19 protein-coding genes are annotated in these 25,230 nt (G+C 72.3%); 16 read left to right on the plus strand and 3 right to left on the minus strand.

Features of this window, described 5'->3' with window-relative positions; genetic code table 11:
* The first annotated feature begins 1 nt into the window (after position 1).
* Genes ACGFRG_RS15875 through ACGFRG_RS15940 form a run of 14 tightly spaced genes read left to right on the plus strand, consistent with a single transcriptional unit; the run spans position 2 to position 12,481 of the window.
* The gene (locus ACGFRG_RS15875; RefSeq protein ID WP_393264264.1) at positions 2-847 is read left to right on the plus strand and encodes an MlaE family ABC transporter permease; all 846 of its coding nucleotides are present in this window, start codon (positions 2-4) and stop codon (positions 845-847) included.
* Complete coding sequence (locus tag ACGFRG_RS15880; RefSeq protein ID WP_393264267.1) at positions 844-2,160, plus strand: MCE family protein; 1,317 nt, start codon at positions 844-846, stop codon at positions 2,158-2,160. Before ACGFRG_RS15875 ends, ACGFRG_RS15880 begins: the two co-directional genes overlap by 4 nt.
* A complete protein-coding gene (locus ACGFRG_RS15885) occupies positions 2,157-3,191 on the plus strand; it encodes an MCE family protein (RefSeq protein ID WP_361419305.1) in 1,035 nt (344 codons plus the stop codon). Before ACGFRG_RS15880 ends, ACGFRG_RS15885 begins: the two co-directional genes overlap by 4 nt.
* Positions 3,188-4,246, plus strand: coding sequence for an MCE family protein (locus ACGFRG_RS15890; protein WP_393264270.1), 1,059 nt, complete (start codon positions 3,188-3,190; stop codon positions 4,244-4,246). Before ACGFRG_RS15885 ends, ACGFRG_RS15890 begins: the two co-directional genes overlap by 4 nt.
* Positions 4,246-5,286: an MCE family protein gene (locus ACGFRG_RS15895; RefSeq protein WP_361420053.1), complete on the plus strand. Its 1,041-nt coding sequence runs from the start codon at positions 4,246-4,248 to the stop codon at positions 5,284-5,286. Before ACGFRG_RS15890 ends, ACGFRG_RS15895 begins: the two co-directional genes overlap by 1 nt.
* A complete protein-coding gene (locus tag ACGFRG_RS15900; RefSeq protein WP_393264272.1) occupies positions 5,283-6,425 on the plus strand; it encodes an MCE family protein in 1,143 nt (380 codons plus the stop codon). Before ACGFRG_RS15895 ends, ACGFRG_RS15900 begins: the two co-directional genes overlap by 4 nt.
* Positions 6,422-7,654: an MCE family protein gene (locus tag ACGFRG_RS15905; protein WP_393264275.1), complete on the plus strand. Its 1,233-nt coding sequence runs from the start codon at positions 6,422-6,424 to the stop codon at positions 7,652-7,654. Before ACGFRG_RS15900 ends, ACGFRG_RS15905 begins: the two co-directional genes overlap by 4 nt.
* Positions 7,655-7,658: 4 nt before the next feature.
* A complete protein-coding gene (locus ACGFRG_RS15910) occupies positions 7,659-8,171 on the plus strand; it encodes a hypothetical protein (protein WP_393264277.1) in 513 nt (170 codons plus the stop codon).
* A gap of 7 nt (positions 8,172-8,178) precedes the next feature.
* Positions 8,179-8,736 carry a hypothetical protein gene (locus tag ACGFRG_RS15915; protein ID WP_393264280.1) on the plus strand — a complete coding sequence of 186 codons (558 nt, stop codon included), beginning with the start codon at positions 8,179-8,181 and terminating at the stop codon, positions 8,734-8,736.
* A gap of 19 nt (positions 8,737-8,755) precedes the next feature.
* On the plus strand, positions 8,756-9,334 hold the full coding sequence (locus ACGFRG_RS15920) for a hypothetical protein (RefSeq protein WP_393264282.1): 579 nt from the start codon (positions 8,756-8,758) through the stop codon (positions 9,332-9,334).
* A 13-nt stretch (positions 9,335-9,347) separates the two neighbouring features.
* Positions 9,348-10,031, plus strand: coding sequence for a hypothetical protein (locus ACGFRG_RS15925; protein ID WP_393264285.1), 684 nt, complete (start codon positions 9,348-9,350; stop codon positions 10,029-10,031).
* 8 nt (positions 10,032-10,039) lie between these two features.
* Positions 10,040-10,615: a hypothetical protein gene (locus ACGFRG_RS15930; protein WP_393264288.1), complete on the plus strand. Its 576-nt coding sequence runs from the start codon at positions 10,040-10,042 to the stop codon at positions 10,613-10,615.
* Positions 10,605-11,264 carry a DUF5819 family protein gene (locus tag ACGFRG_RS15935; protein ID WP_393264290.1) on the plus strand — a complete coding sequence of 220 codons (660 nt, stop codon included), beginning with the start codon at positions 10,605-10,607 and terminating at the stop codon, positions 11,262-11,264. Before ACGFRG_RS15930 ends, ACGFRG_RS15935 begins: the two co-directional genes overlap by 11 nt.
* On the plus strand, positions 11,261-12,481 hold the full coding sequence (locus ACGFRG_RS15940) for an HTTM domain-containing protein (protein ID WP_361419279.1): 1,221 nt from the start codon (positions 11,261-11,263) through the stop codon (positions 12,479-12,481). Before ACGFRG_RS15935 ends, ACGFRG_RS15940 begins: the two co-directional genes overlap by 4 nt.
* 23 nt (positions 12,482-12,504) lie before the next feature.
* Here the strand turns inward: ACGFRG_RS15940 and ACGFRG_RS15945 are convergent, their stop codons facing one another.
* Entirely contained in the window at positions 12,505-13,794 is a 1,290-nt protein-coding gene (locus ACGFRG_RS15945) for a DUF6801 domain-containing protein (protein ID WP_393264293.1), read from the minus strand.
* Between the two features lie 367 nt (positions 13,795-14,161).
* Here ACGFRG_RS15945 and ACGFRG_RS15950 point away from each other — a divergent pair, with 367 nt between their 5' ends.
* Positions 14,162-15,160, plus strand: coding sequence for a DUF6801 domain-containing protein (locus tag ACGFRG_RS15950; protein WP_393264296.1), 999 nt, complete (start codon positions 14,162-14,164; stop codon positions 15,158-15,160).
* A 109-nt stretch (positions 15,161-15,269) separates the two neighbouring features.
* Here ACGFRG_RS15950 and ACGFRG_RS15955 read toward each other — a convergent pair whose 3' ends face one another.
* Both ACGFRG_RS15955 and ACGFRG_RS15960 read right to left on the minus strand, forming a co-directional pair.
* A complete protein-coding gene (locus ACGFRG_RS15955) occupies positions 15,270-16,259 on the minus strand; it encodes a DUF916 domain-containing protein (protein ID WP_393264299.1) in 990 nt (329 codons plus the stop codon).
* Between the two features lie 107 nt (positions 16,260-16,366).
* On the minus strand, positions 16,367-17,590 hold the full coding sequence (locus tag ACGFRG_RS15960) for a DUF6801 domain-containing protein (protein ID WP_393264302.1): 1,224 nt from the start codon (positions 17,588-17,590) through the stop codon (positions 16,367-16,369).
* Between the two features lie 859 nt (positions 17,591-18,449).
* On the opposite strand from ACGFRG_RS15960, the gene ACGFRG_RS15965 reads away from it, so the two are divergent.
* A complete protein-coding gene (locus ACGFRG_RS15965; protein ID WP_393264305.1) occupies positions 18,450-25,229 on the plus strand; it encodes an SDR family oxidoreductase in 6,780 nt (2,259 codons plus the stop codon).
* The last annotated feature ends 1 nt before the right edge of the window (position 25,230 follow it).

The following is a 25,230-nucleotide window of genomic DNA, read 5'->3' on the forward strand; positions in this document are numbered from 1 at the left end:
CATGGCGCTCCTGGACCGAGGCGGCCGTCCCGGCGGTGAGCCGAGCCGCCTGTTCGCCTGGCTCGACCGCCCCGGCGACGAACTCCTCTTCTATCTGCGCGCCCTCCTCTCGATCCCGCGCGCGATCCGCCGCTACCCCAAGGAGGTCCAGCGCCTGCTCGCCGAGGTCTCCTTCGGCACCGGCGGGTTGAGCGTGATCGGCGGCACGGTCGGCGTGATGATCGGCATCACCGTCTTCACCGGCACCGTCGTCGGCCTTCAGGGGTACGCGGCGCTCAGCCAGATCGGCACCGACGCCTTCACCGGCTTCGTCTCCGCGTACTTCAACACCCGCGAGATCGCCCCGCTGGTCGCCGCCCTGTCGCTGTCCACCACGGTCGGCGCGGGCTTCACCGCGCAGCTCGGCGCGATGCGTGTCAACGAAGAGGTGGACGCGCTGGAGAGCATGGGCGTGCGCCCGATGCCGTACCTCGTCTCCACCCGGATCGTCGCCGGGGCCGTGGCGATCGTCCCGCTGTACGGGATCGGGCTGCTGGGGTCGTATCTGGCGTCCCGAATGGTGACGGTCTTCTTCAACAACCAGTCCACCGGCACCTACGACCACTACTTCGCGCTCTTCCTCTCCCCGACCGACGTCCTGCTGTCCTTCCTCAAGGTGCTGGTCTTCAGCGTTCTGGTGATCATGGCGCACTGCTACTACGGCTTCCGCGCCAGCGGCGGCCCGGCGGGCGTCGGGGTAGCCGTGGGCCGCTCGGTGCGGACCGCGATCGTGCTGATCAGCGTCACCGACTTCTTCCTCAGCCTGGCCCTGTGGGGCGCCACGACCACGGTGAAGGTGGCGGGATGAGCGCGCCGGTGCGGGAGCGGACGGCCCGGCGGCGCACGGTGAGGGCGCGCCCGGCGGACCGGGTGCTCGCCCGCCGCCGCAGACTGGCCGGGCTGCTCTGCCTGCTGCTTCCGCTCGCCCTGGTGTGGCTCTCGCTCGCCGTCTACCGCCATGACTTCGAGGACACCGCCCGGGTGGTCGTGGAGACCGGCTCGGTCGGCAGCGAGATGCGCCCGGACGCCGAGGTGAAGCTGCGCGGGGTGGTCGTCGGGCGGGTCGAGAGGATCGACACGGACGGCGAGACCGCCCGGCTCACCCTCGCCATCAAGCCGGACCGGCTGCGCCGCGTGCCCTCGGACGTCACCGCCCAGCTGCTGCCCACCACCCTCTTCGGCCAGCGGTACGTCGCGCTCGTCCCGCCCGCACGGCCCTCGCCGCAACCCCTGGCGGCGGGCAGTGTCATCCCGCGCGACCGCGGCCACAACGCCGTCGAGCTGGAGAACGCCCTGGACAACCTGCTGCCGCTGCTCACCGCCGTACAGCCGCAGAAACTGTCGGCGACGCTCACCGCCGTGTCGGACGCGCTGCGCGGACGCGGCGACCTGATCGGCGCGACGATGGCCCGACTGGACGTGTATTTACGGAAGTTCAACCCCGACCTGCCCACCCTCAACCGGGACGTCGAAGCGTTCGTGAAGGTGAGCGGCGGGTACGCGGACGCGGCGCCGGACATCGTCGACGCACTGTACGACGCGACCACCACCAGCGCGACGCTCGCCGCCGAACAGCGGAGACTCTCCGCCGCGTACGCGTCCGTGACGACGTCGGCGCAGAACCTGACCCCCTGGATCCGGCAGAACCGGTCCAATCTCATCCGGGTGAGCGCGGCGAGCCGCCCCCCGCTCCAGATCTTCGGCCGCTACGCCCCGGCCTTCCCCTGCACCCTGCAAACGCTCGCCGACTTCGTGCCCGCGATGGACCGCGTGCTCGGCAAGGGCACCGACGAGCCCGGGCTGCACGTCGACGTCACGGTGGTCCAGGACCGGGGCGCCTATCTGCCCGGCCACGACACCCCCCGCTACACCGCCACCGGCGGCCCGGCCTGCTACCCGGTGCCGTATGGCGGCGCCCCCGCGTCCGGCCGGGCCCCCGCGACCGCGTTCCCGGTCACGACGGTCGGCGGCGGACTCGGCGTGGCCAACTCGCCGCAGGAGAACGCCCTGGTGAACGAGGTGCTGGCGGCGGGGGGCAAGGCGGCGCCGGACGCCCTGCCCGACTGGTCGAGCGTGCTCGCCGGCCCGCTGCTGCGGGGGACGGAGGTGAGACTGCGGTGAACCGCGCCTCCCTGACCGGGCCGATCATCAAGTCGGCCGTCTTCGTCCTGGTCACCGTGGTCGCCACCACGGTGCTCGCGCTCAGCGTCAGCAACACGGGCCTGGGCGACAAGGACGCGTACAAGGCGTGGTTCACCGACGCCACCGGACTCGTCAAGGGCGACTCGGTACGGATCGCGGGCGTCCGGGTCGGTCAGGTCGAGTCGGTCGAGATCGTCCAACGGCGGTACGCCCAGGTGAAGTTCTCCGTGACCAAGGGCAGAGCGCTGCCCGCCACCAGCACCGCGTCCGTCAGATATCTCAACATGGTCGGACAGCGCTATCTCGCCCTTGAGCGCGGCACGGACCCGGCCGGGCAGCCCCCACTGCGGCCCGGCGCGACGATCCCGCTGCGCCGCACCTCGCCCGCCCTCGACCTCACCCAGCTGTTCAACGGCTTCCAGCCGCTGTTCCAGGGGCTCTCCCCGGCCGACACCAACAAACTGGCCGGCTCGGTCGTCCAGGTGCTCCAGGGCGAGGGCCCCACGGTGGAGAGCCTGGTCGCCACCATCGGCTCGGTCACCAGCACACTCGCCGCCAAGGACGCGGTGATCGGGTCGGTCGTCGACAACCTCAACACCGTGCTGCGTACGGTCAACACACGCGAGGCGCACGTCACCGCGCTCGTCGACACCCTCGACGAGCTGGTGGCCGGGCTCTCGGCGGACCGCAGGCCCATCGGGCAGGCGATCAGCGCCCTGTCGTCGCTGACCACCAGCACGGCCGGGCTGCTCGACGACGGCCGGGCGCCGCTCAAGAGCGGCATCGACCAGCTGGGCCGCGTCTCGGCGAACCTCGCCGACAACGGCACACTCCTCGACCAGTTCCTGCGGCGCACCCCGGACAAGATGCGGGCCCTCACCCGCCTCGCCTCGTACGGCTCCTGGCTCAACCTCTATCTCTGCGAGGCCAAGGTCACCGGGGTCACCACGGACGACGGCAGCCCGGCCCCCACGGGCCTCGCCGTCAAGGACCAGAGGTGCCGACGATGACCGCGTCACGAGGGCGGCGCACGCCGCGAAAGCCGCGCAGACCACTGCACGAGCGGCATCCCGTGGCCATCGCCGTCGTCGGGCTGCTCACCATGACCCTGCTCGGGCTGCTCGTCCACAACGTCAAGTCCCTGCCCCTGATCGGCGGCGGCACCCGCTACACCGCCGACTTCAAGGAGTCCGCCGGACTCCACCCCGGCGACGACGTCCGGGTGGCCGGGGTGAAGGTCGGCGAGGTCGACAAGGTCCGCCTCGACGGGCCGAAGGTGGCGGTGACGTTCACCGTGAAGGACGCCTGGATCGGCGACGCCAGTACGGTCGGCATCGCCATCAAGACCCTGCTCGGCTCGAAGTACCTCGCCGTCGACCCGCGCGGCACCGCCGCCCAGGACCCCGCCCGGCGGATCCCGATCACCCGCACGACCTCCCCGTACGACGTACTGGACGCGCTCGACGGGCTCGGCGAGACCGTGGGCGAGCTCGACACCGAGGCCATCGCGAAGAGCTTCGCGGCCATCTCGGCCACCTTCGGCACCACCGGGCCGGGCGTGCACAAGGCCGTCACCGGGCTCGCCGATCTGTCGCTGGCCATCGCGAGCCGCGACGAGCAGATCACCCGGCTGCTCAAGGGCACCGACCAGGTCACGCGGACGCTGGACGCCAAGAAGGACCGGCTGCGCGGTCTGCTGGAGAACGGCGGTCTGCTGCTCGACGAGGTCGGCCGCCGGCGCGCCGCGATCCACGGCCTGCTCACCGGCGCCCGTGACCTGAGCGACCGGCTGAGCGGGGTCGTGGCCGACAACCGCGCCCGGATCGGCCCCGTGCTGGCCGCCCTCGACCACGTCACCGAGATCCTGACCCGGAACAAGGCGGGCCTCGACCGGATCCTGGCGCAGGCGGGCCCCTACTACCGCCTGGTCGGCAACACCCTCGGCAACGGCCACTGGCTGGACAGCTATCTCTGCGGACTCGTCCCGAAGACGTATGTGCCCCCGGGCGGCACGCCGCCGAACGGCTGCATGCCACCCAAGTCCGGTAAGGGAGGCGGACGGTGATGCGAACCCTGCCGGACAGGCTCCGGGCGCGCAGGTTCCTCGCCCTCGGTATCGCCCTCGCGCTCGTCGTCACGGCCGCCGCCTCGGTCGTCGCCGTACGGGTGCTGGGCGACAGCGGCTCGATGCGGATCACCGCGTACTTCGACCGCACGGTGGGTGTGCACGAAGGGTCGGATCTACGGGTGCTGGGCGTACGGGTCGGCAGCGTGACCCGCATCCACCCGGAGGGGCGGCGGGTGCGGGTCACGCTCAAGGTGCGCGACGGCGTGCGGGTGCCGCGGCTGGTGCGGGCCGTGGTCATCGCGCCGAGCGTGGTCTCCGGCCGGTTCGTGCAGCTCAGCCCCGCCTACAGCGGCAGTGGTCCGACGCTGCGGGACGGCGACGAAATCCCCGAGGAGCGGACCGCGACCCCGATGGAGGTGGACGAGCTGGCCAAGAGCGTCGGCGACCTCGTCACCGCGCTCGGTCCCGAGGGCGCCAACAAGAAGGGCGCGCTCTCGGACCTCATCGACACCGGCGCGAAGAACCTGCGGGGCAACGGCGACGACATCGGCCGTACGATCCAGCAGCTCGGCGGCGCCTCCAAGGTCCTCGGCGGATCGAGCGCCGACCTCGTCCGTACGGTGCGCCAACTCCAGTCGTTCGTAACCGTGTTGAAGGACAGCGACGGGACGGTACGCACCACCGAGCAGCGGCTCGCCGATGTGACCACCTTCCTCGCCGGGGAGAAGGGCGACCTCGCCGCCGCGCTGCGGCAGCTCGGGACGGCCCTCGGGCAGGTGAAGACGTTCATCCGGGACAACCGGGGAGCGTTCCGGAAGGACGTCGACCGGCTCGCCGTGCTCACCCGGTCGCTGGTCGACCAACGGGCCTCTCTGGGGGAGGCGTTGGACACCCTGCCGCTGGCCGCCGCCAACCTGGAGAACGCGTACGACCCGGCGACCCGCACCATCGACGGCCGCGCCGACCTCAACGAGATCGCGCTGCTGCCGCTCCCCGCCGCCGAGACGTTCCAGCGGCAGCCCGGAGGCGGGCGATGAGACGCGGGGTCGCGCGGGCCGGGATGGCGCTGTGCGCCGCGCTGGTCGTCACCGGTCTGGCGCTGCTGCCCGGCGGCTGCGGGGTGCCGTCGTTCCACGGCATCGAGGACCTTCCGCTGCCCGGCGGCGCGGCCCTCGGCAGCCATCCGTACCGGGTCACGGCCGTCTTCAAGGACGTCACCAGCCTGTTCCCGCAGTCGGCGGTCAAGGTCAACGACGTGCCCGTGGGACGGGTCGAGAAGATCGAGGTGAGCCGGGACGACTGGCTGGCCCGGGTGACGATGAAGGTCAACGGCAAGGTGCGGCTGCCGGCCGACGCGTACGCGAATGTGGCGCAGTCCAGCCTGCTGGGGGAGAAGTACATCCAGCTGGTGGCGCCGAAGGAACCCGCCGGTTCCCAGGTCCCCGGTCCGAACCCCCGGCCGCTGCGCTACGGCGCGGTGATCCCCGTCAGCCGCACCAACCGCAACGCCGACGTCGAGGAGGTCTTCGGCGCGCTGTCCATGCTGCTCAACGGCGGTGGCGTCCAGCAGATCAACACGATCACCCGGGAGCTGAACCGGGCCCTCGGCGGCCGGGAGTCGGCGGCGCGCTCGGTGCTCACCGAGATCGGCACGTTCACCAGGAACCTCGACGCCCACAGGAGCGACATCACGGACGCGCTGGACGGTCTGAACAAGCTGTCGTCCACGGTGGCCGCCCGGGACAGCCGGGTCGGCGCGGTCCTGGACGGGCTCGGTCCGGGGCTCAAGGTGCTCCAGGAGCAGCGCGGTTCGCTCGTCACCATGCTGAAGTCCCTGGACGCGCTGTCGTCGGTGGCCGTCGACACGGTCGACCGCACCAAGGACGACATCGTCGCCGACCTGCGCGCACTCGCCCCCACCCTCAAGGGCCTGGCCGACGCGGGCCGGAACCTGCCCGCCTCGCTCCAGGTGCTGATGACGTACCCGTTCACGGACGAGGTGCTGACGGGGGTCAAGGGCGACTACCTCAACGTCTATCTCAAGGTCGCGGCCGCACCGGGAACGATGGTCCGCCCGGCGGGCACCCCGTCGCAGTCGGCGGGCGAGGGCGCCTCGGCGGGCGGCGCACCACCGCTGCCGCTGCCGTCCGTGCCACGGGAAGGCGGCGCCCGGTGATCACCCTCGGCACCCACCTCAAGAACCTCGCCTTCCTGCTGCTCGGCGCGCTGGTGCTCGGCTACATCGGCATGGCGTACGCGGACCTGGGCCGGTTCGTGGGCGCGCCCGGCTCGTACACCGTACGTGTCGAACTCGCCGAGACCGGCGGTCTTTTCACCGGCTCCGGCGTCACCTATAGGGGTGTGGACGTCGGCCGGGTCCGGAGCATCGGGCTCACCGACGACGGGGTCGAGGCGCGCCTCGCCATCAAGAAGGGCACCGCGCCGATCCCCGCCGACCTGGAGGCGAAGGTGGCAGGTCTTTCAGCGGTCGGCGAGCAGTACATCGACCTCGCGCCCCGCACCGACAAGGGCCCGTTCCTCGCCGACGGCTCGATCGTGCCCCGGACCCGGACCAGCACCCCCGCGCCGATCACCCGGCTCCTCACCGGGATCAACGACTTGGCGGCCTCCGTGCCCACCGACGAACTGCGCACGGCCGTGGACGAACTCGGCCGGGCATTCGCCAACCAGGGCTCCAACCTCCAGGTGCTCCTGGACACGGGCACCCAGTTCATCAACGCCGCCGACCAGGCGCTGCCCGCCACCACCCGGTTGCTCGTCGACGGCGAGACCGTGCTCCGGACCCAGGCCGACAGCACCGAGGCGCTCACGTCCTTCGCCACGGGGGCGCGCCGGATCGCCCGGCAGCTCAAGGACTCCGACTCCGACCTGCGCCGGGTCATCGACGAAACCCCGCAAGCCGCCGACGAGTTCACGGCGTTGCTGCGGGACACCGACCCCGGCCTGAGCGTGCTCCTCGCCAATCTCACCACCACCTCCGAACTCCTGGTCACCCGGCAGCACGGCCTGGAGGAGCTGATGGTGCGGCTGCCCCGGGTGGCGGCGGCGGGCTCCACCGCGGTCGGCCCGGGCGGCGCCGCCTTCGGCATGGTCACCACCTTCTTCAAACCGCTGCCCTGTACGGCCGGATACGAGGGCACGGCCTACCGCAACGGCCTTGACACGACCGGCAGTTCGACGGTGAACACGGCGGCGCGCTGCACCGCGCCGCCGGGCAGCGGACAGAACGTACGCGGTTCGGGCCATGCGCCAAGAGGGCCGATACCGGTGCCCGCCGTGCCCGGTTCGTCGACGGGCGTCGGTCCGGCGCCGCTGCCCGGTGTGGCCTCGGAGTCGTCGCGGAGCCCGGTGGACCTCGCCGGGCTGCTGGGTCTCGGGGAGTGAGCGTATGAGACGAGGACGGGTGATCACGCTGGTCGGGCTGGTGCTCGCCATGGCCCTGTGCGGCGCCTCCGCGTGGACGTACGCGAGGGCGCGCGGCGACGGCGACCTGGCGTACGCCAGGAGCCGCGACGCGGTGCTCGCCGCCGGACGGACGTATGTCGCCCGGCTGGGCTCGATCGACGGCCGCGATGTCGACAAGGGCCTCGACGGCTGGCTCGCGGTGACCACCGGCGCGCTCCACGACGAGCTGCGGGACACCCGGGCCAAGAGCGCCGACGTGCTGAAGGAACAGGGCGCCACCACGAGCGCCGAGGTCACCGACGCGGCCGTCACCCAGCTCGACGACCGCGCGGGCACCGCCCGGCTCATCGCGACCGTACGGATCGAGGCCCGGCCGCGCACCGGCGCGCCGACCACCGACCGCAAGCGCTTCGAGGCGGGGCTGGCCCGGACGGGCGACGGCTGGAAGCTGAACGCGCTGACGGCGGTCGCGGTCACGGCGCAGGGGGCGGGGTGAGGGGCGTATGACGACGACCGATGGGACGGTTGAAGCGGTTCCCGACGTCGGGGAAGCGGCTACCCGTGCGCGGCTTCGGCGTCTCCTGCTGCCGTCGCTGATCGCGGTTCTGGTGGCGGCGAGTGCCGTATTTCTGCTGCTGGAGTGGGAGTTGAGAGATACAGCAGCATCCTCGAACCGCGCGCTCACCGACAGCGCGGCCACCGGCGAGGTCCTGGACGAGGTGAGCACCGCTGTGGGCCGGGTCTTCACGTACGACCCGGCGACGCTCGCCCGTACCCGCCAGGATGCCCGCTCGCTGCTGGCCGGGCAGGCGGCGAAGGAGTACGACGGGCTGATCGCGCAGGTCCAACAGCGTGTCGCGGAACAGCGGTTGACGCTCACCACGCGTGTCGCGCGGGCCGGGGTGGGCGCGCTCACCGCGTCCCGTGCCGAGCTGCTGCTCTTCCTCGACCAGACCAGCAGGCGACCTGGACAGAAGGCCACCACGGTGGCCGCGCAGCTCTCGGTGACCGCCGAACTCGACGGCGGGCACTGGCGGATCACCGCGATCAAGGCCCGCTAGGGCGAGTGAGGAGGTGCCCATGGCACGTATGACGAGGGAACGGGCGGCGCGTGGACGGCCGTCGCGCACGGCGGTGATGCTCCTGGTGGCCGCACTGGCGCTGGCGTGCGCGGTCTGGACGGGCGGCTCCTGGTACGCGTCGGCGCACGACGAGCAGGCCGCGTTCGCACGCACCCGCGACGCGGCGCTCCGGGCCGGGGAGCAGGCCGTACAGAACATGAACACCCTCGATTACGGAGACCTGGCGCGCGGCCTCGATGTGTGGGAGCGGTCCGCCACCGGCGATCTGCTCGGTGAACTCAAGGGCAGCAGAACACAGTTCGAGCAGCAGGTCCGGGACGCCAGAACGGCGACCACGGCCAAGGTGCTCTCGGGCGCGGTCACCGAGCTCGACGAACGGGCCGGGCGGGCGCGGGTGATGGTCGCGATCCGGATCACCGTCGTGACGGCGGACAAGAAGAGCACCACCAAGGACAGCCGGATGCTCGGCGAACTGACCCGCACTTCGGCGGGCTGGAAGCTCAGCCGACTCGGCCAGGCGCCGGTCGGCGACGCCCCTACGCCTTCCACCGGCCCGTCCACCCCCAGCGGCAGCTGACCCGGAGGCCCCGATGTCGACCACCCGCCATCTCGTCAACCGGCAGCGCCGCCTGGCGGCCGCCCGCCCATCCGTCGCGCGCCTGCCCGTCGCACGCCCGACCGTCGCGCGCCCGGTCCGGCAACGGGGTGCGAGCGCACGTGCGTCCGGCCGCACGGCGAAGCCGCTCACGCTCCTGCGGCCGCTCCTGCTCGCCGTGCTGACGACGGCGCTCACCGCCTTCTCCGTCGTGGCGTACGTCCAGGGCCAGGACCGGCGGGCGGACTCCGCCGGGCACAACACGGCGCTGGCCGACACCGCCCGTACGAGCGAGGTGAAGGGCGTCGTCGACGACGCCGTGCAGGGGATCTTCTCGTACGACCACATGAACCCGGCCAGGAGCGAGGCCGCGGCGAAGACCTCGCTGACCGGTGCGGCCGTCGGGCAGTACCGGGCGATGATCGCGCCGGTCCGGGAGCAGGGACCGGCGCAGAAGCTGGTGCTCACCACGACGGTCACCGACAGCGGCGTGGAGGTCGTCGACGGCGACCGGGCGCGGGTCCTGGTCTTCGCCGACCAGAGCAGCACCCGGACCGGCAAGGGCGGCGGCACCACGGTCGCGGCCGCGATGTTCGCCGTCGACGCGGTCCGCCGGGACGGCACTTGGCGGATCGCGTCCATCGACACGTTCGACCGCGCCCCGAGCAGCGAGAGGTGAGACACGTGGTGCGACGATGTACGGCGGGAGCGGCCGCACCGGCCGCGCTGCTCGCGGCCGTCTGTCTGGCGGTCACCGGCTGCGGATCCTCGTCCCAGCCGCCGCCGGAGGTGGACTGGGCGGCCGGTGTCTGCCGGCATCTCACGGACAGCGGCGCCCGGCTCGCCGTCCCCACGGTGGACCGCACGCAGCCGGTACGCGCCCAGCGCCAGATGGTCACCTTCCTCACCGCGCTCGGCGACCGGCTGGGGGCGTTGCGGACGGCCATGGGGAAGGACGGGGCGCCGCCGGTGGACGGCGGGGCGGCCGCGTTCGGCAAGGCCCTCGCCCGTCTCGACCGGGCCCGTGCGTCGGTGGGGGTGGCGGCGGCCACGCTCTCCCGAGCGAAGGTCACGGACCAGAAGTCGCTGAACTCGGCGCTGGACGCGGCGGGCACGTCCCTGCGGGCGGTGGGCTCGTACAAGGGCCCGGCGGACGATCTGCGGACGGACCCGAAGCTGAAGGCGGCGTTCGACGAGAACCCGGGCTGCGCGGCGGCCGACAACGCGGCTCCGGGCGGACAGGGAGCGGGCGATGGCTCCTGACTCCGGAACCGCGGAGGGCCCCGGCCCGCTCTCGCGGCGGCAGCGGGCGGCCGTCCTCGTCGCGGCGGCCGCCGTCGCGGTGGGCCTGCTCGTCCACACCGGAGCGACCTTCCTCTACCTCGCCCCGCACAACGCGGCCACCGACTCCCTGGGCACCGGGCTCAACAGTTATATGGCACCGGAGTTCGTACAGAGCTGGCAGCTGTTCGCGCCGGAGATCACCCGGACCATGACGGCCGTCGGCGCCCGCACGGAGCTGCGGATGGCGGACGGCACGACCCGGACCGGCAACTGGCAGGACCTGACCGCCCAGGATCTCGCGGAGCTGCGCGGCAACCCGCTGCCGAGCCGCATCCGGCAGCAACTCACCACCGCCTGGGCGGCGTTGCTCACCTCGCACGACGCCGAGCAGCGGCCGGTCGGCCCGCGCGGCCTGGACAGCGAGCAGTACCTCAAGCGCCTCGCGCTGTCCCGGCTGCCCGCGACCCCGAAGGGCGCGCGCCTCGAACGCATCCAGTTCCGCTCGACCGACACCACCGTCCCGCCGCCGCCCTGGAAGCGCGGCGGAGCCACCCCCGCGCCGGTCGTGCGCACCTATCCGTGGTGGCCGGTGGGTGCGGATGACTTCGCGGAAGGGCGTACGTCATGACGGACCAACTGGCCGAGGTGCGAGGCAGATTGACGTTCGACAGGGCGCTGGCGCGGGCGTGTGACGCGCGGGTGTGGGCGTATCAGAGCGCGGCCGTACGGATCGGTATGGGCGGGGTCTGGCTGCTCCTGCTGGTCCATGAGTTCCCGCGCCGCGAGCGGATGTGGGGGCCGGACGCCCCATGGAGTCGGCGGCTCGCCGAGCACGCGCTCGACCAGAGCCACGCTTTCAGTGTGCTGCGCTGGTCGGGCGGCCAGGTGTGGTTCGAGGTGTTCTATCTGCTCTCGGCGGCGGTCGCGGCGGCGCTCCTGGTGGGCTGGCGCACTCGCACGGCCTCGCTGCTGTTCGTCATCAGCGTCCTGTCCCTGGACCACCGCAACGAGAACGTGCTGAACGCGGGGGACACCATCTTCCGTATCACCGCGATCTACTTGGCCTTCACGCGCTGCGGGCAGGTGTGGTCACTGGACGCACGGGGCGGGCGACGGAGCCTCAAGGATGCGCGGGACCGTACGGGTGTGATCCTGTGGTCCGTCTGCGGTCTGGCCCTCGCCTGGGCCACGCTCGCGGCGCAGCTCACCGGCGGTTGGGCGCTGCTGCTGTGGGGGTGCTGGGCGGGCCAGGCGGTGTGGCGGGGGCTCCGGGAGCGCCCGGGCCCACGCCGCACGCTGGAACTCATCGGGCATCTGCTGCACAACGGCGGAGTGCTGATGCTGATGATCCAGGTCTGTCTGCTGTACGCGTCGGCCGGCTGGTACAAGATCCAGGGCGCGTCCTGGCAGGACGGTACGGCGGTGTACTGGTCGGCGGGGCTCGACTGGCTGGAACCGTATCCCGCGCTCTCCCACGCGCTCACCTCGCACCCCCTGATCGTTCTCGCGCTGACGTACGGGACGGTGCTCGTCCAGGTCGCCTTCCCCTTCAGCGTCCTGGACCGACGGGCCAAGAACGTGCTGCTCGCACTGCTCTTCGCCGAGCACATCGGCATCGGGCTGCTGCTCGGCCTGCCGTATTTCTCGCTCTCGATGGTCGTGGCCGACCTGGTGTTCCTGCCGACCGGGTTCCTGCGCGGGGCGGGGGCGCGGGTCGTGGGGCTGCGAGGGAGGCTGACGGCGGCCCTCGCCGCGCCGAGGGCGACGAGTGACCGGCTCCCGACGCCCGGGGCGCGGGAACCGGCCCATGAGTCCGACTCGGCGGGGCAGGTCAGCCCTTCGTAGCCCTTCCGGTCCTTGAGGTTGGGTCAGCCCTTCTTGGCCAGCGTCATGCCGATGGCGTTGCCGGGCCCGGCGGTGAAGGCGCTCAGGATGTCGTTGAACGCGCCGCAGTTCTTGAGGGCGGGCAGGGTGTACACGCCCTTGAGCTTGCCGCCGCCCAGCGGGTCGAACCGGCCGTCCGACGTGAGGTTGACGTCGGCCGGGGTACCGGTCCCGCAGTTCGCGCCGCCGCCCAGCGGGATGCCGAAGATCGCGATCTCGGGGAGCTTCACGTACATACGCGACTTGGCGGTGAGGTCACCGGCGGCGTTCAGTGTGCCGGTCGTCCGCTCCACTTGCTGGAACTCGATCTTCGCGGTCGCGGGGAGGAAGCCGAGGATCGAGAACTTGCCGGTGGTCGGGTCGAGCGTCAGGTCCGCCTTGTACGAGCCTGACGCGAGGTCGAAGTCGGCCTCGATACCGCCCCCGAGCGTCGCGGTCCCGTTGGCGGCCTTGATGGAGGAGCTACCGGTGAGGCCGTAGCTGAGGTGTATGGGCGGGTGAGGGGTGGTGGGGTCGGTTGGATTGGTGGGGTTCGTAGGGTTGGTTGGACTGGTGGGGTTGGTAGGGCTCGTTGGGTTGGTCGGGTTCGTTGGATTCGTCGGGCTGGTGGGGTTCGTGGGGTCGGTAGGGCTGGTCGGATCCGTGGGGTTCGTGGGGTTCGTTGGATTCGTCGGGTTGTTGTCCACGACCTTGAAGCGGTGCAGGGTCTTGTCGGTCGACGTCAGGGTGCAGGCGGCGTCGAACGTGTCCTTGCCCGCGACCAGTTGAACCGGCTTGCCGTTGGCGTCCCGCGCGATCATGTCGTGTAGGGAGATGTTGTTGACGTCGATGCTGCCGTCGCCCACCTGGTCGAAGGTGAGCGAGGGGGCGTGCCCCGTGGCGACGACGGTGAAGTCGGCCGGTGGGCTGGGGATGTCGCCCTTGGCCACGTCGTTCTCGACCTTGATGCCGGAGAGCGGTCCCGACGGCGTGTTCACCGTGACGTCGGCGGTCGCCTTGCCCTCCAGCGTCTTCGCCCCGACCAGGCCGAGGCCCTGTGCGGCGCGGGAGCTCACCAGGGTGGCCGAGGTGATCTCGAACGCCGGGGTCGCCTGGCCCTTCTGGATCTCCGCCGGGATGTCCGCCGTAATGGTGATCTTGATCGGGTCGGCGTTGATCAGCGGGAATACGCACGAGTAGTCCTGAACCAGCTTGGCCGGTACGGCGGTTGCGGTCCCGGCGGCGGTGACGGACACCACGGCGGCGACCACGCCGGTGGCGGTGACGACGGCCAACGTGGGCAGGGTCCTTCTGGGCCGTTTTCTCTGAATTCCCATGAGCTGCCTCTCGCGTTGCGTGCTACGGGCGCGAACGGATGCGGGGCCCCCGGTGCAAAGGGAGCGATACTCTCGTCTTTCGGCTCGGGAAACTACTGGGGAGTAAGGTGAGGGTCAAGGCAAAATTCGCCATCGAGCGGCAGGGAATGGGGAATTGGCATCGAATGACGAATCACGCGGTCTTTTTCCGTCGCGAGGTGCGTGTTCTCGGCGGCATGGAGGCCCGATTCGGCTTTTGCGTGTAACGGCTGTTGACCACCCTCCGGCCCTTCATTATCTTCCCCGGAGTATGGGAGTTCCTGAATGCGGGACGAGGGTGCGACGTGTGCGCTGCGGCTCCGCCGCGCTGGTGGTCGCGGGAGTCGTCGGTGCCACGGGTGCCGCGCTTCTGACGTGCGGAACGGGCAGTGCGGCCGCCGTGGAGGCGAAGCTTTCGCAGACGTACGAGTGCAAGTTCCCGTTGATCGGGGCCGATTCGCTGAAAGTCGCGATCAGCGCCGATCTGCCCGCTGCGATTCCGGTCAACACGCAGACGGGCGCGATAAGGATCGACGCGTTGTCCACGGTGAGCGCGCGGGCCGCGCAGGGACTCGGCCTGGTGGGCGCGAAGACGGTGGAAGGGGTCGCGTCCGCGAGTGCCACGGTGAATCTGCCGGGCGGGGAACAGCTCGACGTCGGCATCGACAACACCGTCGAAAAGGCCGGGGTGCCGAGCCCGCCGAAGGATTTCGAGGTCAAGGCGTCGGGCTCGGCGCCTTCGCTCTCCTTTCGCCGACCCGGCGCCGCCACCATCGACGTCAACAGCATCACGCTGAGGCTGACGGCCCGGGACGCGGCGGGCAAGGTCGTCCAACTCCCGCCCTTCGGCGACGTGTTCGAGGCGACGTGCGCGCTCAAGCCGACCGACCAGAACAAGACACTGCACCGGTTCACCATCACCGGCGCCGACCCGACGGGCCCGACGCCCACCGCCCCGACGCCCACGGGACCCGCGCCGACCCCGACGTCGACGGCCGGCCCCACCCCGTCGGGCCCGACCCCGACCGGCCCCGCCCCGACCGGCCCGGGCGGCACCCCGAGCCCCAGCGGCACGGCCACCACGCCCGGCGCGGGCACCACGGGCGGCGGCGGTGGCGGCACCGACCTGACCACCCACGTCAACGGACCCGGCGAGGGGTCGGCCGGCAGCCACGGCGGCGGCAGCCTCGCCGGTACCGGAGCCACCACCGTCGGCGCGCTGCTCACCGGCGCGGGACTGCTGGGCGCGGCGGGTATCGCGGGCGCGCACTATCTGCCGCGTCGTATTCGAGGGGACGCCGACTGAGCGCTCCGCGGGAGTGTGGTCATTCGGCTGCGGACCGTGCGTGGCTTGTCGCGCAGTTCCCCGCGCCCCTGCAGGTGCGCGGAACCGCATCGGGCATCCATGAACCCGCTCAGGCAACCAGCTCGACCCGCCCGGCCGCCGCCCGGCGCCGCAGTACCAGCCACACCACTAGCCCCGCCGCCACCATGCCGACCAGGGCGACAACCGTCCAGTTCACCGTCGCGTAGTCGACCTCCGCGCTCTCCACCAGGTTCCCGGCCGTGTCACTGGCCGTGACCTCTACGTTCCCCCAGTCCACGAGCGGGGGACTCACCCACCGCTGAGTGACCTCGACGCGCTGGCCCGGCAGCAGTTCGGCGGGCAGCCGTCGCCCCGGCGGCTCGAACGAGGTGCGTCCGAACATCCCCTTCGCCCGCAGGCTCACCTGCGGGGACAGCATCACGTTGCCGCTGTTGACCAGCGCGTACGAGATGGTCGCCGCGCGTTTCGCGCCGGGAACGAGCGGCGCGGTGTAGCGGAACCGCACGTCCTCGATGCGCAGCCTCTGCACGCGCGCGCCGTTGACCTTCAGGTAGACCCGGGCCCCGACGGCCTGCTGGACCGCGACCCCGTTGCCGCCGGACGCGCCGAGGTGCGGATCGAGGGCGACGATCGCGCCCGGGTGGTCGCCCGGTTCGGCGTCCTTGGGCACCGTGAGGGTGAAGGGGACGGTGACCTCACCGCCCGCCGCGATGGTGACCTCGGAGCGGTCGAGCCGCGTCCAGGCCCCGACGCCGTTCATCCGCTCGTTCCTGCCGCGCACCGCGAAGCCGCCGTCGCGCGGGGTGTTGTAGCCGTCCGTCCCGTACAGCTGGAAGGTCGTCTCACGGGCGCCGAGGTTCCTGACCGTCACCTGGTCGCGGACGGTCGCGCCACGGTCGGCCGTCATCCGGAAGTACGCCCGTGGCTGCGCGTTCTTCGCGCCCTGCGCGACCGGGAAGACGGACCAGCGGCCGTTGTCGGCGGCTCGCGCGGCGGTGCCGGGCAGCGCGGCGAACGCGCACACCGCGAGCAGACCGAGGACGACGAGGAGGACGGGTCTCGCATGCGGTTGTCTCATACGTATCTCACCCACGTATCTCACCTGTGGAGGGGGCGGAGGGAGGGGAGCCGGGGACGTGAGGTGGGCCGGTCGCGGTGTGCGGCCGGCCCATGGGGAGGCGTGACTCACGTCAGGGTCAGCGTGAGCACGGCCTTGTAGTCGCCCGCCGCCGCGGTCGCGGGGATGTTCAGGGACAGCCCGCCGTCCACGGCGAACTGGCCGCCGGTCGCCGCCGCGTCCGGAGCACTGGCCAGCGTCGCGCCGACGGTCCCGACGGTGCCCTCGGAGCCCGCCACGCAGTTGCTCTTGGAGCCGGGGGCCGTCACACAGGCGGGCTTCCAGCTCAGCTTGTCCGCGCCGATCGACCCGGCCGTACCGGTGAAGTCGCTGACCTTGCCGGTGAGCGACCAGCCGGTGGCGCCGTTGCGGCCGTCCTTGACGGTGACCGTCTGCAGATTGCCGCTGGAGACACCGCCCGCACCCTGGTTCACCGAGGACAGGGCCACGCTGTCACCGGGCTGGGTCATGGAGAGCGTCCCGGCCACGGCCTTCACCTGCGCCGTCAGATTCTGCTGAGCGGTCGAACCACCGGGCGAGGTGGGGTTGGTGGGATTGGTTGGGTTCGTAGGGTTCGTTGGATTGGTCGGGTTGGTGGGGTTCGTAGGGTTGGTCGGGTTCGTTGGATTCGTGGGGTTGGTGGGGTTCGTCGGGTTCTTCGGTACGACCTTGAACGCCGCCAGGACCTTGCCCGTCGACTTGAGCGTGCAGGGCGCGTCGAAGGTGTCCTTGCCCGTGACGAGTTGGATCGGCTTGCCGTTGGCGTCCCGCACGATCATGTCGTGCAGATTGATGCCGTCCACCTCGATGCGCGCGTCGCCGGGCGTGTTGAAGGTGAGGGAGGGCGCGTTGCCCTTCGCGTTGACCGTGAAGTCGGCGGGCGGGCTCGGGATGTTGGTCTTCGCGACCGTGTTCTCGACGCCGATCCCGGAGAGCGGCCCGTCCGGTGTGTAGACGGTGACGCTCGCCGTCGCCTTTCCCTCCAGCGTCTTGCCGCCGACGAGCCCGAGCCCCTGCGCCGCGCGCGAGCTGACCTTCGTGGCCGCGTTGACCTCGAACGCCGGTGACGGCGTTCCCGCCTCGATCTGGGTCGGAATGTCGGCCGTGATCGTCGCCTCGATCGGGTCATTGCCGATCAGCGGGAATACACAGTCGTACTGCTGAACAAGCTTTGCGGGAGCCGCTTGTGCGCTCCCGGCGCCCGCGAAGCCGAGCAGTCCCGCGACCACGCCGCCCGCTGCCGCGACGGCCAGCACGGATCGCGCCCCGGCCTTTCTCTCCAAAGCTCCCATGAGCCACCTCTCGTGTTGTACGGACAGTGCGGAACTGGCGCGAACACTTGGGCCTAGGGCGTGTGAAGGGCGGAAAGTTCCGCGTTTCGGATGCGTAAACTACTTGCGAGTAGGTGGCCGGTCAAGGCGTGGATATGCAAGGCTGTCGAAGGGTTCGGAGAATCCCCGCTTCTTGTCACCGCGATGAGTGCCGCCACCGTATTTCTTGTCTCCGGCGCACAAAAATTCGCGGGTACCGAGCACGCCTGCCTCGTTGCGCGGCAGTCGAATTCGAGAATTCACGTGCGTGTAATTTGCCCTTGTGCGGGAGTTCCGTGGCCGGGGGTTCGCTCCGGGCGGTACGGCCCGTGCGGGGCGCCGTCTCGCTGCCCGATACACCGAAATCGACCATCGACGCCTCATTGCAACATGACGAAGTGCCAGATATGACGAGTCGTCAGGGAGGGTGACGCACCCATGGGAGAGCGAGGCAGCGCGACGACCCGGCGGCACGTCACTGATACCTGCACGCGCGCCGCTACCCGTCGCCAGGCGCCCTGGCAGCTGTCCGTCCCGATGGGTATGGTCGGCTCCGGCCGTCCGGCGGATGGCCGCGTCGACGCGCACGGCACCACGCCCGCACCGGCCACCGGCCCGACCACCGGACCGGCCACGGGCGACCCCTCCCCGTCCCGCACGCCCCAGCCCGAGCCCCGGACCCACCGCACCTCCCGGCAACGGTACGAGTCCCGCCCCGGCGGCCGGTCGCCCTCGGGCAGCCAGGCCTCCGGCTGCCCGGCGGGCCACGCCGCCCCGAGCACGCCGGCCCGCCGTCGCCGCCACCCCCCTCATCTCCCCACAGGTCTGATTCGGAGTCTCCATGACGCCCGTCGCGCAGAACCGTGAACTCGTCGTCGGATTAAGCCCGTTGGGTCTGCCGGACCCACGCCTCGTCGCCGCCGTCCGCCGGGCCGGCGGACTGGGCGTGCTCGACCTGGGTGCGGGTGACCGTAGTGCCCGCGACGCGCTCGCCCTGCTGCGGCGCTGGACGCCCGACGGCTTCGGCGTCCGGGTCGGGCCGACCTGCGCGCTCACTCCGGCGGAGCTGGCCGAGGAGTGCGGTGTCGTGTTCCCGGCCGTGGTGATGCTCGCCGCCGACGCGTCATCGTCATGGCGAGTGGGTCAACTGCCCGCAGGCACCCGCACGTTGGTGGAGGTCCACGACCAGGCGCAAGCCCGTTCCGCCGCGACCGAGGGTGTGTACGGGCTCGTCGCGCGCGGCGGAGAGTGCGGTGGCCGGACCGGCGAGCTGAGCACCTTCGTACTGCTCCAGGCACTGCTGTCCGACCCGGCGTACGACCTGCCCGTATGGGCGTGCGGGGGCATCGGTCCACGGACGGCCGCGGCGGCCGTCGTCGGCGGGGCGGCCGGGGTCGTCCTCGATGTCCAGCTGGCGCTCCTCGACGAGTCGGGGCTGCCGGACGAGCTCGCGGCGGCGCTGCGCACCACGGACGGTTCCGACACGACCGTGGTCGACGGCGTCCGGGCGCTGCGGCGCGAACGTACCGGTCTGCGACTCCCCATCGGGCAGGACGGGTTCCTCGCGGCCCGGTTCGCGGAGCGGTGGGGCACGGTGGCGGGCGCGGTGCGCGGGGTGCGCGACGCGATCGGGGCCGTCGTGGACGAGCCGGACGCCGCTCGCGTGCTGGATCCCGGCTCGCCCATGGCGGCCGCCCTCGGCACCCGGCTGCCGCTCGTGCAGGGCCCCATGACCCGGGTCAGCGACCAGGCGGGCTTCGCGGCGGCCGTGGCCCGCGAGGGGGCACTGCCGATGCTGGCGCTCGCCCTGTCGGACGGGGAGCAGAGCCGCGCCCTCCTGGAGCGCACCCGCGCCGAGCTGGGCGAACAGCCCTGGGGTGTGGGCATCCTCGGCTTCACCGACGGTCGGATCAGGGCGGAGCAACTGGAGGCCGTGCGAGCCGTCCGCCCGACCCACGCGATCGTCGCGGGCGGCCGTCCGTCCCAGGCGGCCGAGTTGGAGGCGGCGGGCATCCGGACGTTCCTGCATGTGCCCTCGGCGACGCTTCTCGGCCAATTCATTGACATGGGCATGCGTAGATTTGTCTTCGAAGGCGCCGAATGCGGCGGTCACGTAGGGCCGCGCAACAGCTTTCCCCTCTGGGAGGCGCAGCTCGCGGTCATCGAGGAGTACGTGGCCGGTTCGCCCGGTGCCGCAGGCGACTTCGAAGTGCTGCTCGCCGGCGGCATCCACGACGAGCGCTCCGCCGCGATGGCCGCGGCCCTCGCCGCCCCGCTGGCCGCGCGCGGGGTCGCGGTCGGCGTCCTCATGGGCACCGCCTACCTCTTCACCGCCGAGGCCGTGGAGTGCGGGGCCATCCAGCCGCTCTTCCAGCGCCAGGTGATCGAAGCGGGCGCGACCGCCCTCCTGGAGAGCGCGCCGGGCCATGCGACCCGCTGTGTCACCAGCCCGTACACCGACGACTACGCGACCGTACGCGAACGCCTGCGGGCGGACGGCGTGCCCGACCGCGAGGCGTGGGCCGAGCTGGAGCGGCTGAACATCGGGCGGCTGCGGATCGCCAGCAAGGGCGTGGAGCGCGGCGACGGCGGGTTGCGGCCGGTCGACGAGCGGCGCCAGCTGGGCGAGGGGATGTTCATGGCCGGGCAGGTCGCCGTGCTGCGCTCGGCGGCGACGACCGTCGGCGCGCTGCACGAGGCCGTGACCCGGGGCGCCGCCGCGTTCGCACGGCGGCGCGCCCGGCAGTTGTCCCCGGAACCGGTGGCGGTCGAGGAGAGCGTCGTGGCCCCGGCGCCGCTCGACATCGCTGTCGTGGGCATGGCCTGCATGTTTCCGCAGGCCCCCGATCTGGCGACGTACTGGGCGAACATCGTGGGCGCCGTCGACGCGGTGACCGAGGTGCCCGCCGAGCGCTGGGACCCGGCGGTCTACCACGACCCGACGGGCGAGCGCGCCGACACGACCCCGTCGCGGTGGGGCGGGTTCCTGCCGAGGATCCCCTTCGACCCGTTCGCGTACGGCATTCCACCCGCCTCGCTCGGCAGCGTCGAACCGGTGCAGCTGCTCGCCCTCGAAGCCGCCCGGCGGGCCCTTGAGGACGCCGGGTACGGCGACCGGCCGTTCGACCGCTCCCGTACGTCGGTGGTCTTCGGCGCCGAGTCCGGCAGCGACCTGTCCGGCGCGACCACGCTGCGCACCGTGCTGCCCGCGTATGTGGGCGAGATCCCGGCGGCGATCGAGGAGCAGCTGCCGAAGCTCACCGAGGACTCGTTCCCCGGCATGCTCGCCAATGTCATCGCGGGCCGGATCGCCAACCGCCTCGACCTCGGCGGCGCCAACTACACCGTCGACGCCGCCTGCGCCTCCTCGCTCGCCGCGCTCGACGTCGCCTGCAAGGAACTCGCCTCCGGCGGCAGCGAGTTGGTGCTGTGCGGCGGCGCGGACCTGCACAACGGCGTCAACGACTTCCTGCTCTTCTCGTCCGTCCGCGCGCTCTCCCCGAGCGGGCGCTCCCGTACGTTCGACGCGGCCGCCGACGGCACGGTCCTCGGCGAGGGCGTCGCCTGTGTCGCGCTGAAGCGCCTGGCCGACGCGGAGCGGGACGGCGACCGGGTGTACGCCGTGATCAAGGGCATCGGCAGCGCGAGCGACGGCCGCTCGCTCGGGCTCACCGCACCCCGGCCCGAAGGTCAGCGGGCCGCGCTGGAACGGGCGTACTCGATCGCCGGTCTCTCGCCCGCGCAGGTGGGCCTGGTCGAGGCGCACGGCACGGGCACGGTGGTCGGCGACCGCACCGAACTCGCCACGCTGACGGCCGTGTTCACCGAGTCCGGCGCGGCGCCGGGCAGTTGCGCGCTCGGGTCGGTCAAGTCGCAGATCGGCCACACGAAGTGCGCGGCGGGTCTGGCCGGACTGATCAAGGCGTCGCTGGCCCTGCACACGGGCGTCACTCCGCCGACGATCCACCTCCAGGAGCCGAACGCGGCCTGGGACGCCGACACCAGCCCCTTCGCCTTCCACGCCGAGGCTCGGCCCTGGGCCACACCGGCGGCCGAACGCGTCGCCGGGGTCAGCGCCTTCGGCTTCGGCGGCACCAACTTCCACGCGGTGCTCACCGCCCACGGGGCGAGTGTGCCGCCGCTGCGGGGGTACGACGCCTGGCCCGCCGAGCTGTTCCTGTTCCGGGGCGCGGACGAGGCGGCGGCCGGGCGGGAGGCGCAGTGGCTGCTCGGCGAACTCGGTGAGGGCGTACGCCTGCGGGACGCCGCCCTCATGGCGGCCCGCCGGGCCGGGACGCGCAGTGCGCCGGTACGGATCGCGGTCGTGGCCGACGGTGTCGACGAGCTGCGGGAACTGCTGGCGAAGGCGTCGGCGGGCGAGTCGGCGCGAGGTGTCTTCCGGGCGGAGGGACGTTTCGAAGGCGATGAGCGGAAAGTGGCGTTCCTCTTCCCCGGGCAGGGCAGCCAGCGGCCCGGCATGCTCGCCGATCTGCTGGTGGCGTTCCCGGAGGCGGCCCGCTATGTGGAGGAGGGACGGGCGTATGCTTCCGCCCTCTACCCGCCGAAAGCCTTTGACCAGGCGGCCAGGGAACGTCAGCGGCAGACCCTCACGGACACGCGGATGGCCCAACCAGCATTGGGAATAGCTGGATTGACAGTGCATCACATCCTCGCTGAAGCGGGCGTACGTCCGGACATGGCCGCCGGGCACTCCTACGGCGAACTGGTGGCGCTCGCCGCCGCCGGGGCCCTGTCGCCCGGGACGCTGCTCGACCTCAGCGCCCGCCGCGCGCAGGCGATCCTCGGCTCGCTCGGGGACGACCCGGGCGCGATGGCGGCGGTCGCCGCGAGCCCCGTCGAGGTCGAAGAGGTGCTGGCCGGGGCCGGGCTCGCGGACCGGGTCGTGGCCGCGAACCGCAACGCGCCGCGCCAGACCGTCGTCTCCGGCGCCACCGAAGCGGTGGACGAGGCGATCGGGCGCCTGCGCGACGCCGGGTTCGGGGCCCAACGGATTCCGGTGGCCTGCGCGTTCCACAGCCCGCTGGTCTCGGGCGCGGGCGAGCGGTTCGCGTCGGACGTGGCCGAACACGCCGTCCGGGCAGCGGAGTTCCCCGTCTGGAGCAACCGGACCGCCGGTGTCTATCCGGCCCGCCCCGACGCCGTACGCGCCGAACTCGCCGCGCAGATCGGCTCTCCGGTGCGGTTCGCCGAGCAGATCGAGGCGATGTACGAGGCGGGGGCCCGGATCTTCGTCGAGGCGGGCCCGGGCGCGGTGCTCACCGGTCTGGTCGGCAAGATCCTCGGCGACCGCCCGCATCTGGCCGTCGCCTGCGAGCCGGGCTCCGGCGCCGGGCTGCGCGGCTTCCTGGAATCGCTCGGCCGCCTCGCGGTCGCCGGTGTGCCGGTACGTACGGGACGGCTCCTCCAGGGCCGGGGCGCGCTGACGGCACCGCCGGAGCCGCCCGGCTGGACGGTGGACGGCCATCTGGTCCGCACCCGCTGCGGCGAGCTGCTGCCGGGAGCCCTGCAACCGGCTCGGCGGGTCGGCCTGGAGAGCGCGGGGGAGGCGCGTGCCCCCGAGCGGGACTCGTCGGAGCAGGGGCTCATCTCGGACTTCCTGCGGACGACGAGGGAGCTGGTCGCCGCTCAACGGGACGTGCTCCTCACCTACTTGGGGTCGAACGGTGCCTCGCTGCCGCCGGTGCCCGTGCCGTCGGCGCCGCTTCCCGCAGGGGTCGCGGCGGAACCCGTCGCCACGGCCGAAGCACCCCGCCCGCCCGTCGTCGACATCGAGCAGGCCGTGCTCACCGTCATCAGCGAACGCACCGGCTACCCCGCCGACATGATCGAGCCCGATCTCGACCTCGAAGCCGACCTGAGCATCGACTCGATCAAACGCACCGAGATCGTCGGCGAACTGGCCCGCCATCTCGCGGGGACCCGTACGTTCGACGACGCGGAGATGGAGGAGCTGTCCCGGGCGCGGACGGTCGCGGCGATCACCTCCTGGATCACCGCACACGACACCGGGACCGCACATGACACCGCGGCCGCACACGACGCCGGGACCGAAGCGGCGCCGCCCGATGCCGCGCCCCCTTCCACCCCGTCCACCCCGGGCCTCATCACCGGCATCGCCCCCCGTCGCCTGACCCTCCGGCAGACTCCCCTCGACCTGCCTCCCGCCGCGGACCGGGCCCCCTCCCTCCACGGCAAGCGGTTCGCCCTGCTCGGCGGCGGTGCCGAGACCACCGAGGAACTGGCGGCCCAGTTGGTACGCCGTGGCGCCGAGGTCGTCACGTACGACATGGACCGACGGCTCGACGCGACGGACGGTCCGCTCGACGGGGTGTTCCACCTCGGGGCCCTCGTGCGCGACACACCGCCCGACGGGGGCGGGGCACTGCTCCCCGGGGCCTTCGAGGTCTTCCGGGCCGCCCTGCGGCTCGCGCCCGAGTGGCTGATCTGCGCCAGGACCGCACCCGGCGCCGGGGAGGAGGTGGGAGCGGGGTTGCCCGGGCTGTTCCGGACCGTCGGACGGGAGTACGAGGACGTCACCGCCCGCGTCGTCGATCTGGACCCGGCCGCGCCCGCCGCGCGGTGGGCCGAGTTCCTGGTGGCGGAGCTGGCGGCGCCCGACCGTGCCCCCGTCGTCCTGCGGACCGCCGCCGGGCGGTACGGGACCGTGCTCGTCGAGGATCCGCTCACCGGGCTCGCCCGCACCGGCGCCGGACCCGCCGGGGACGGGGTCGCCGAGGTGGCGGCTCTCGGACTCGACCGCGAGTCGGTGGTCGTGCTCGCCGGGGGCGCCCGGGGGATCACCGCCGACCTCGCCCTGGCCTTCGCCTCCGCCGCCCGCTGCCGGATCGAGCTCCTGGGCCGCACCCCGCTGCCCACCGGGCCCGCGGACCCGGACGTCGCGGCCGCCGGTGACGAGGCGGCGCTGCGTGCGCTCCTGGTGGCCCGGCGCGAGCTCGCGCCCGCCGCGATCGAACACGAGGTGAGGACGATACTCGCCGGGCGCGAAGTGGCCGACACCATGGACCGGTTGAGCCGGTGCGGCGCGCGCCCCGCCTACCGCGTCGTCGACATGTGCGACACCGCCGCCGTGACGCAGACGGTCAAGGAGATCCAGGCGGAGCACGGGCACATCGACGCGGTGGTGTACGCGGCGGGTGTGATCGAGGACCGGCTCATCGCGGAGAAGGACCCCGAGTCGTTCCGCAGGGTGTACGGCACGAAGGTCGACGGCGCCCGCGCGCTCCTGGACGCCATGGCGCAACTGCCGAGCGGGCCACCGCTCGCCGTACTGTTCGGCAGCGTGTCCGCCGTACTGGGCAACCGCGGCCAGAGCGACTACGCCGCCGCCAACGACGCCCTCGCGGGACTCGGGGAGCGCTGGGCCCGGCGCACCGGGCGCCGGGCGCTCACCGTGCACTGGGGGCCGTGGGCGCCGTCCGGCGCGCACGGCGGCATGGTCACCCCGCACCTCGCCCGCGAGTACGCCCGGCGCGGGGTGTCCCTCATCGACCGCGAGGAGGGCACGCTCGCCCTGCTGCGGGAGCTGGCGTGGGGCGACGAGTCGACCCGGTCCGTCGTCTACACGGCATCGGCCCTGTGAC

The organism is Streptomyces sp. NPDC048696, assembly GCF_043198895.1.
Classification (GTDB): domain Bacteria; phylum Actinomycetota; class Actinomycetes; order Streptomycetales; family Streptomycetaceae; genus Streptomyces.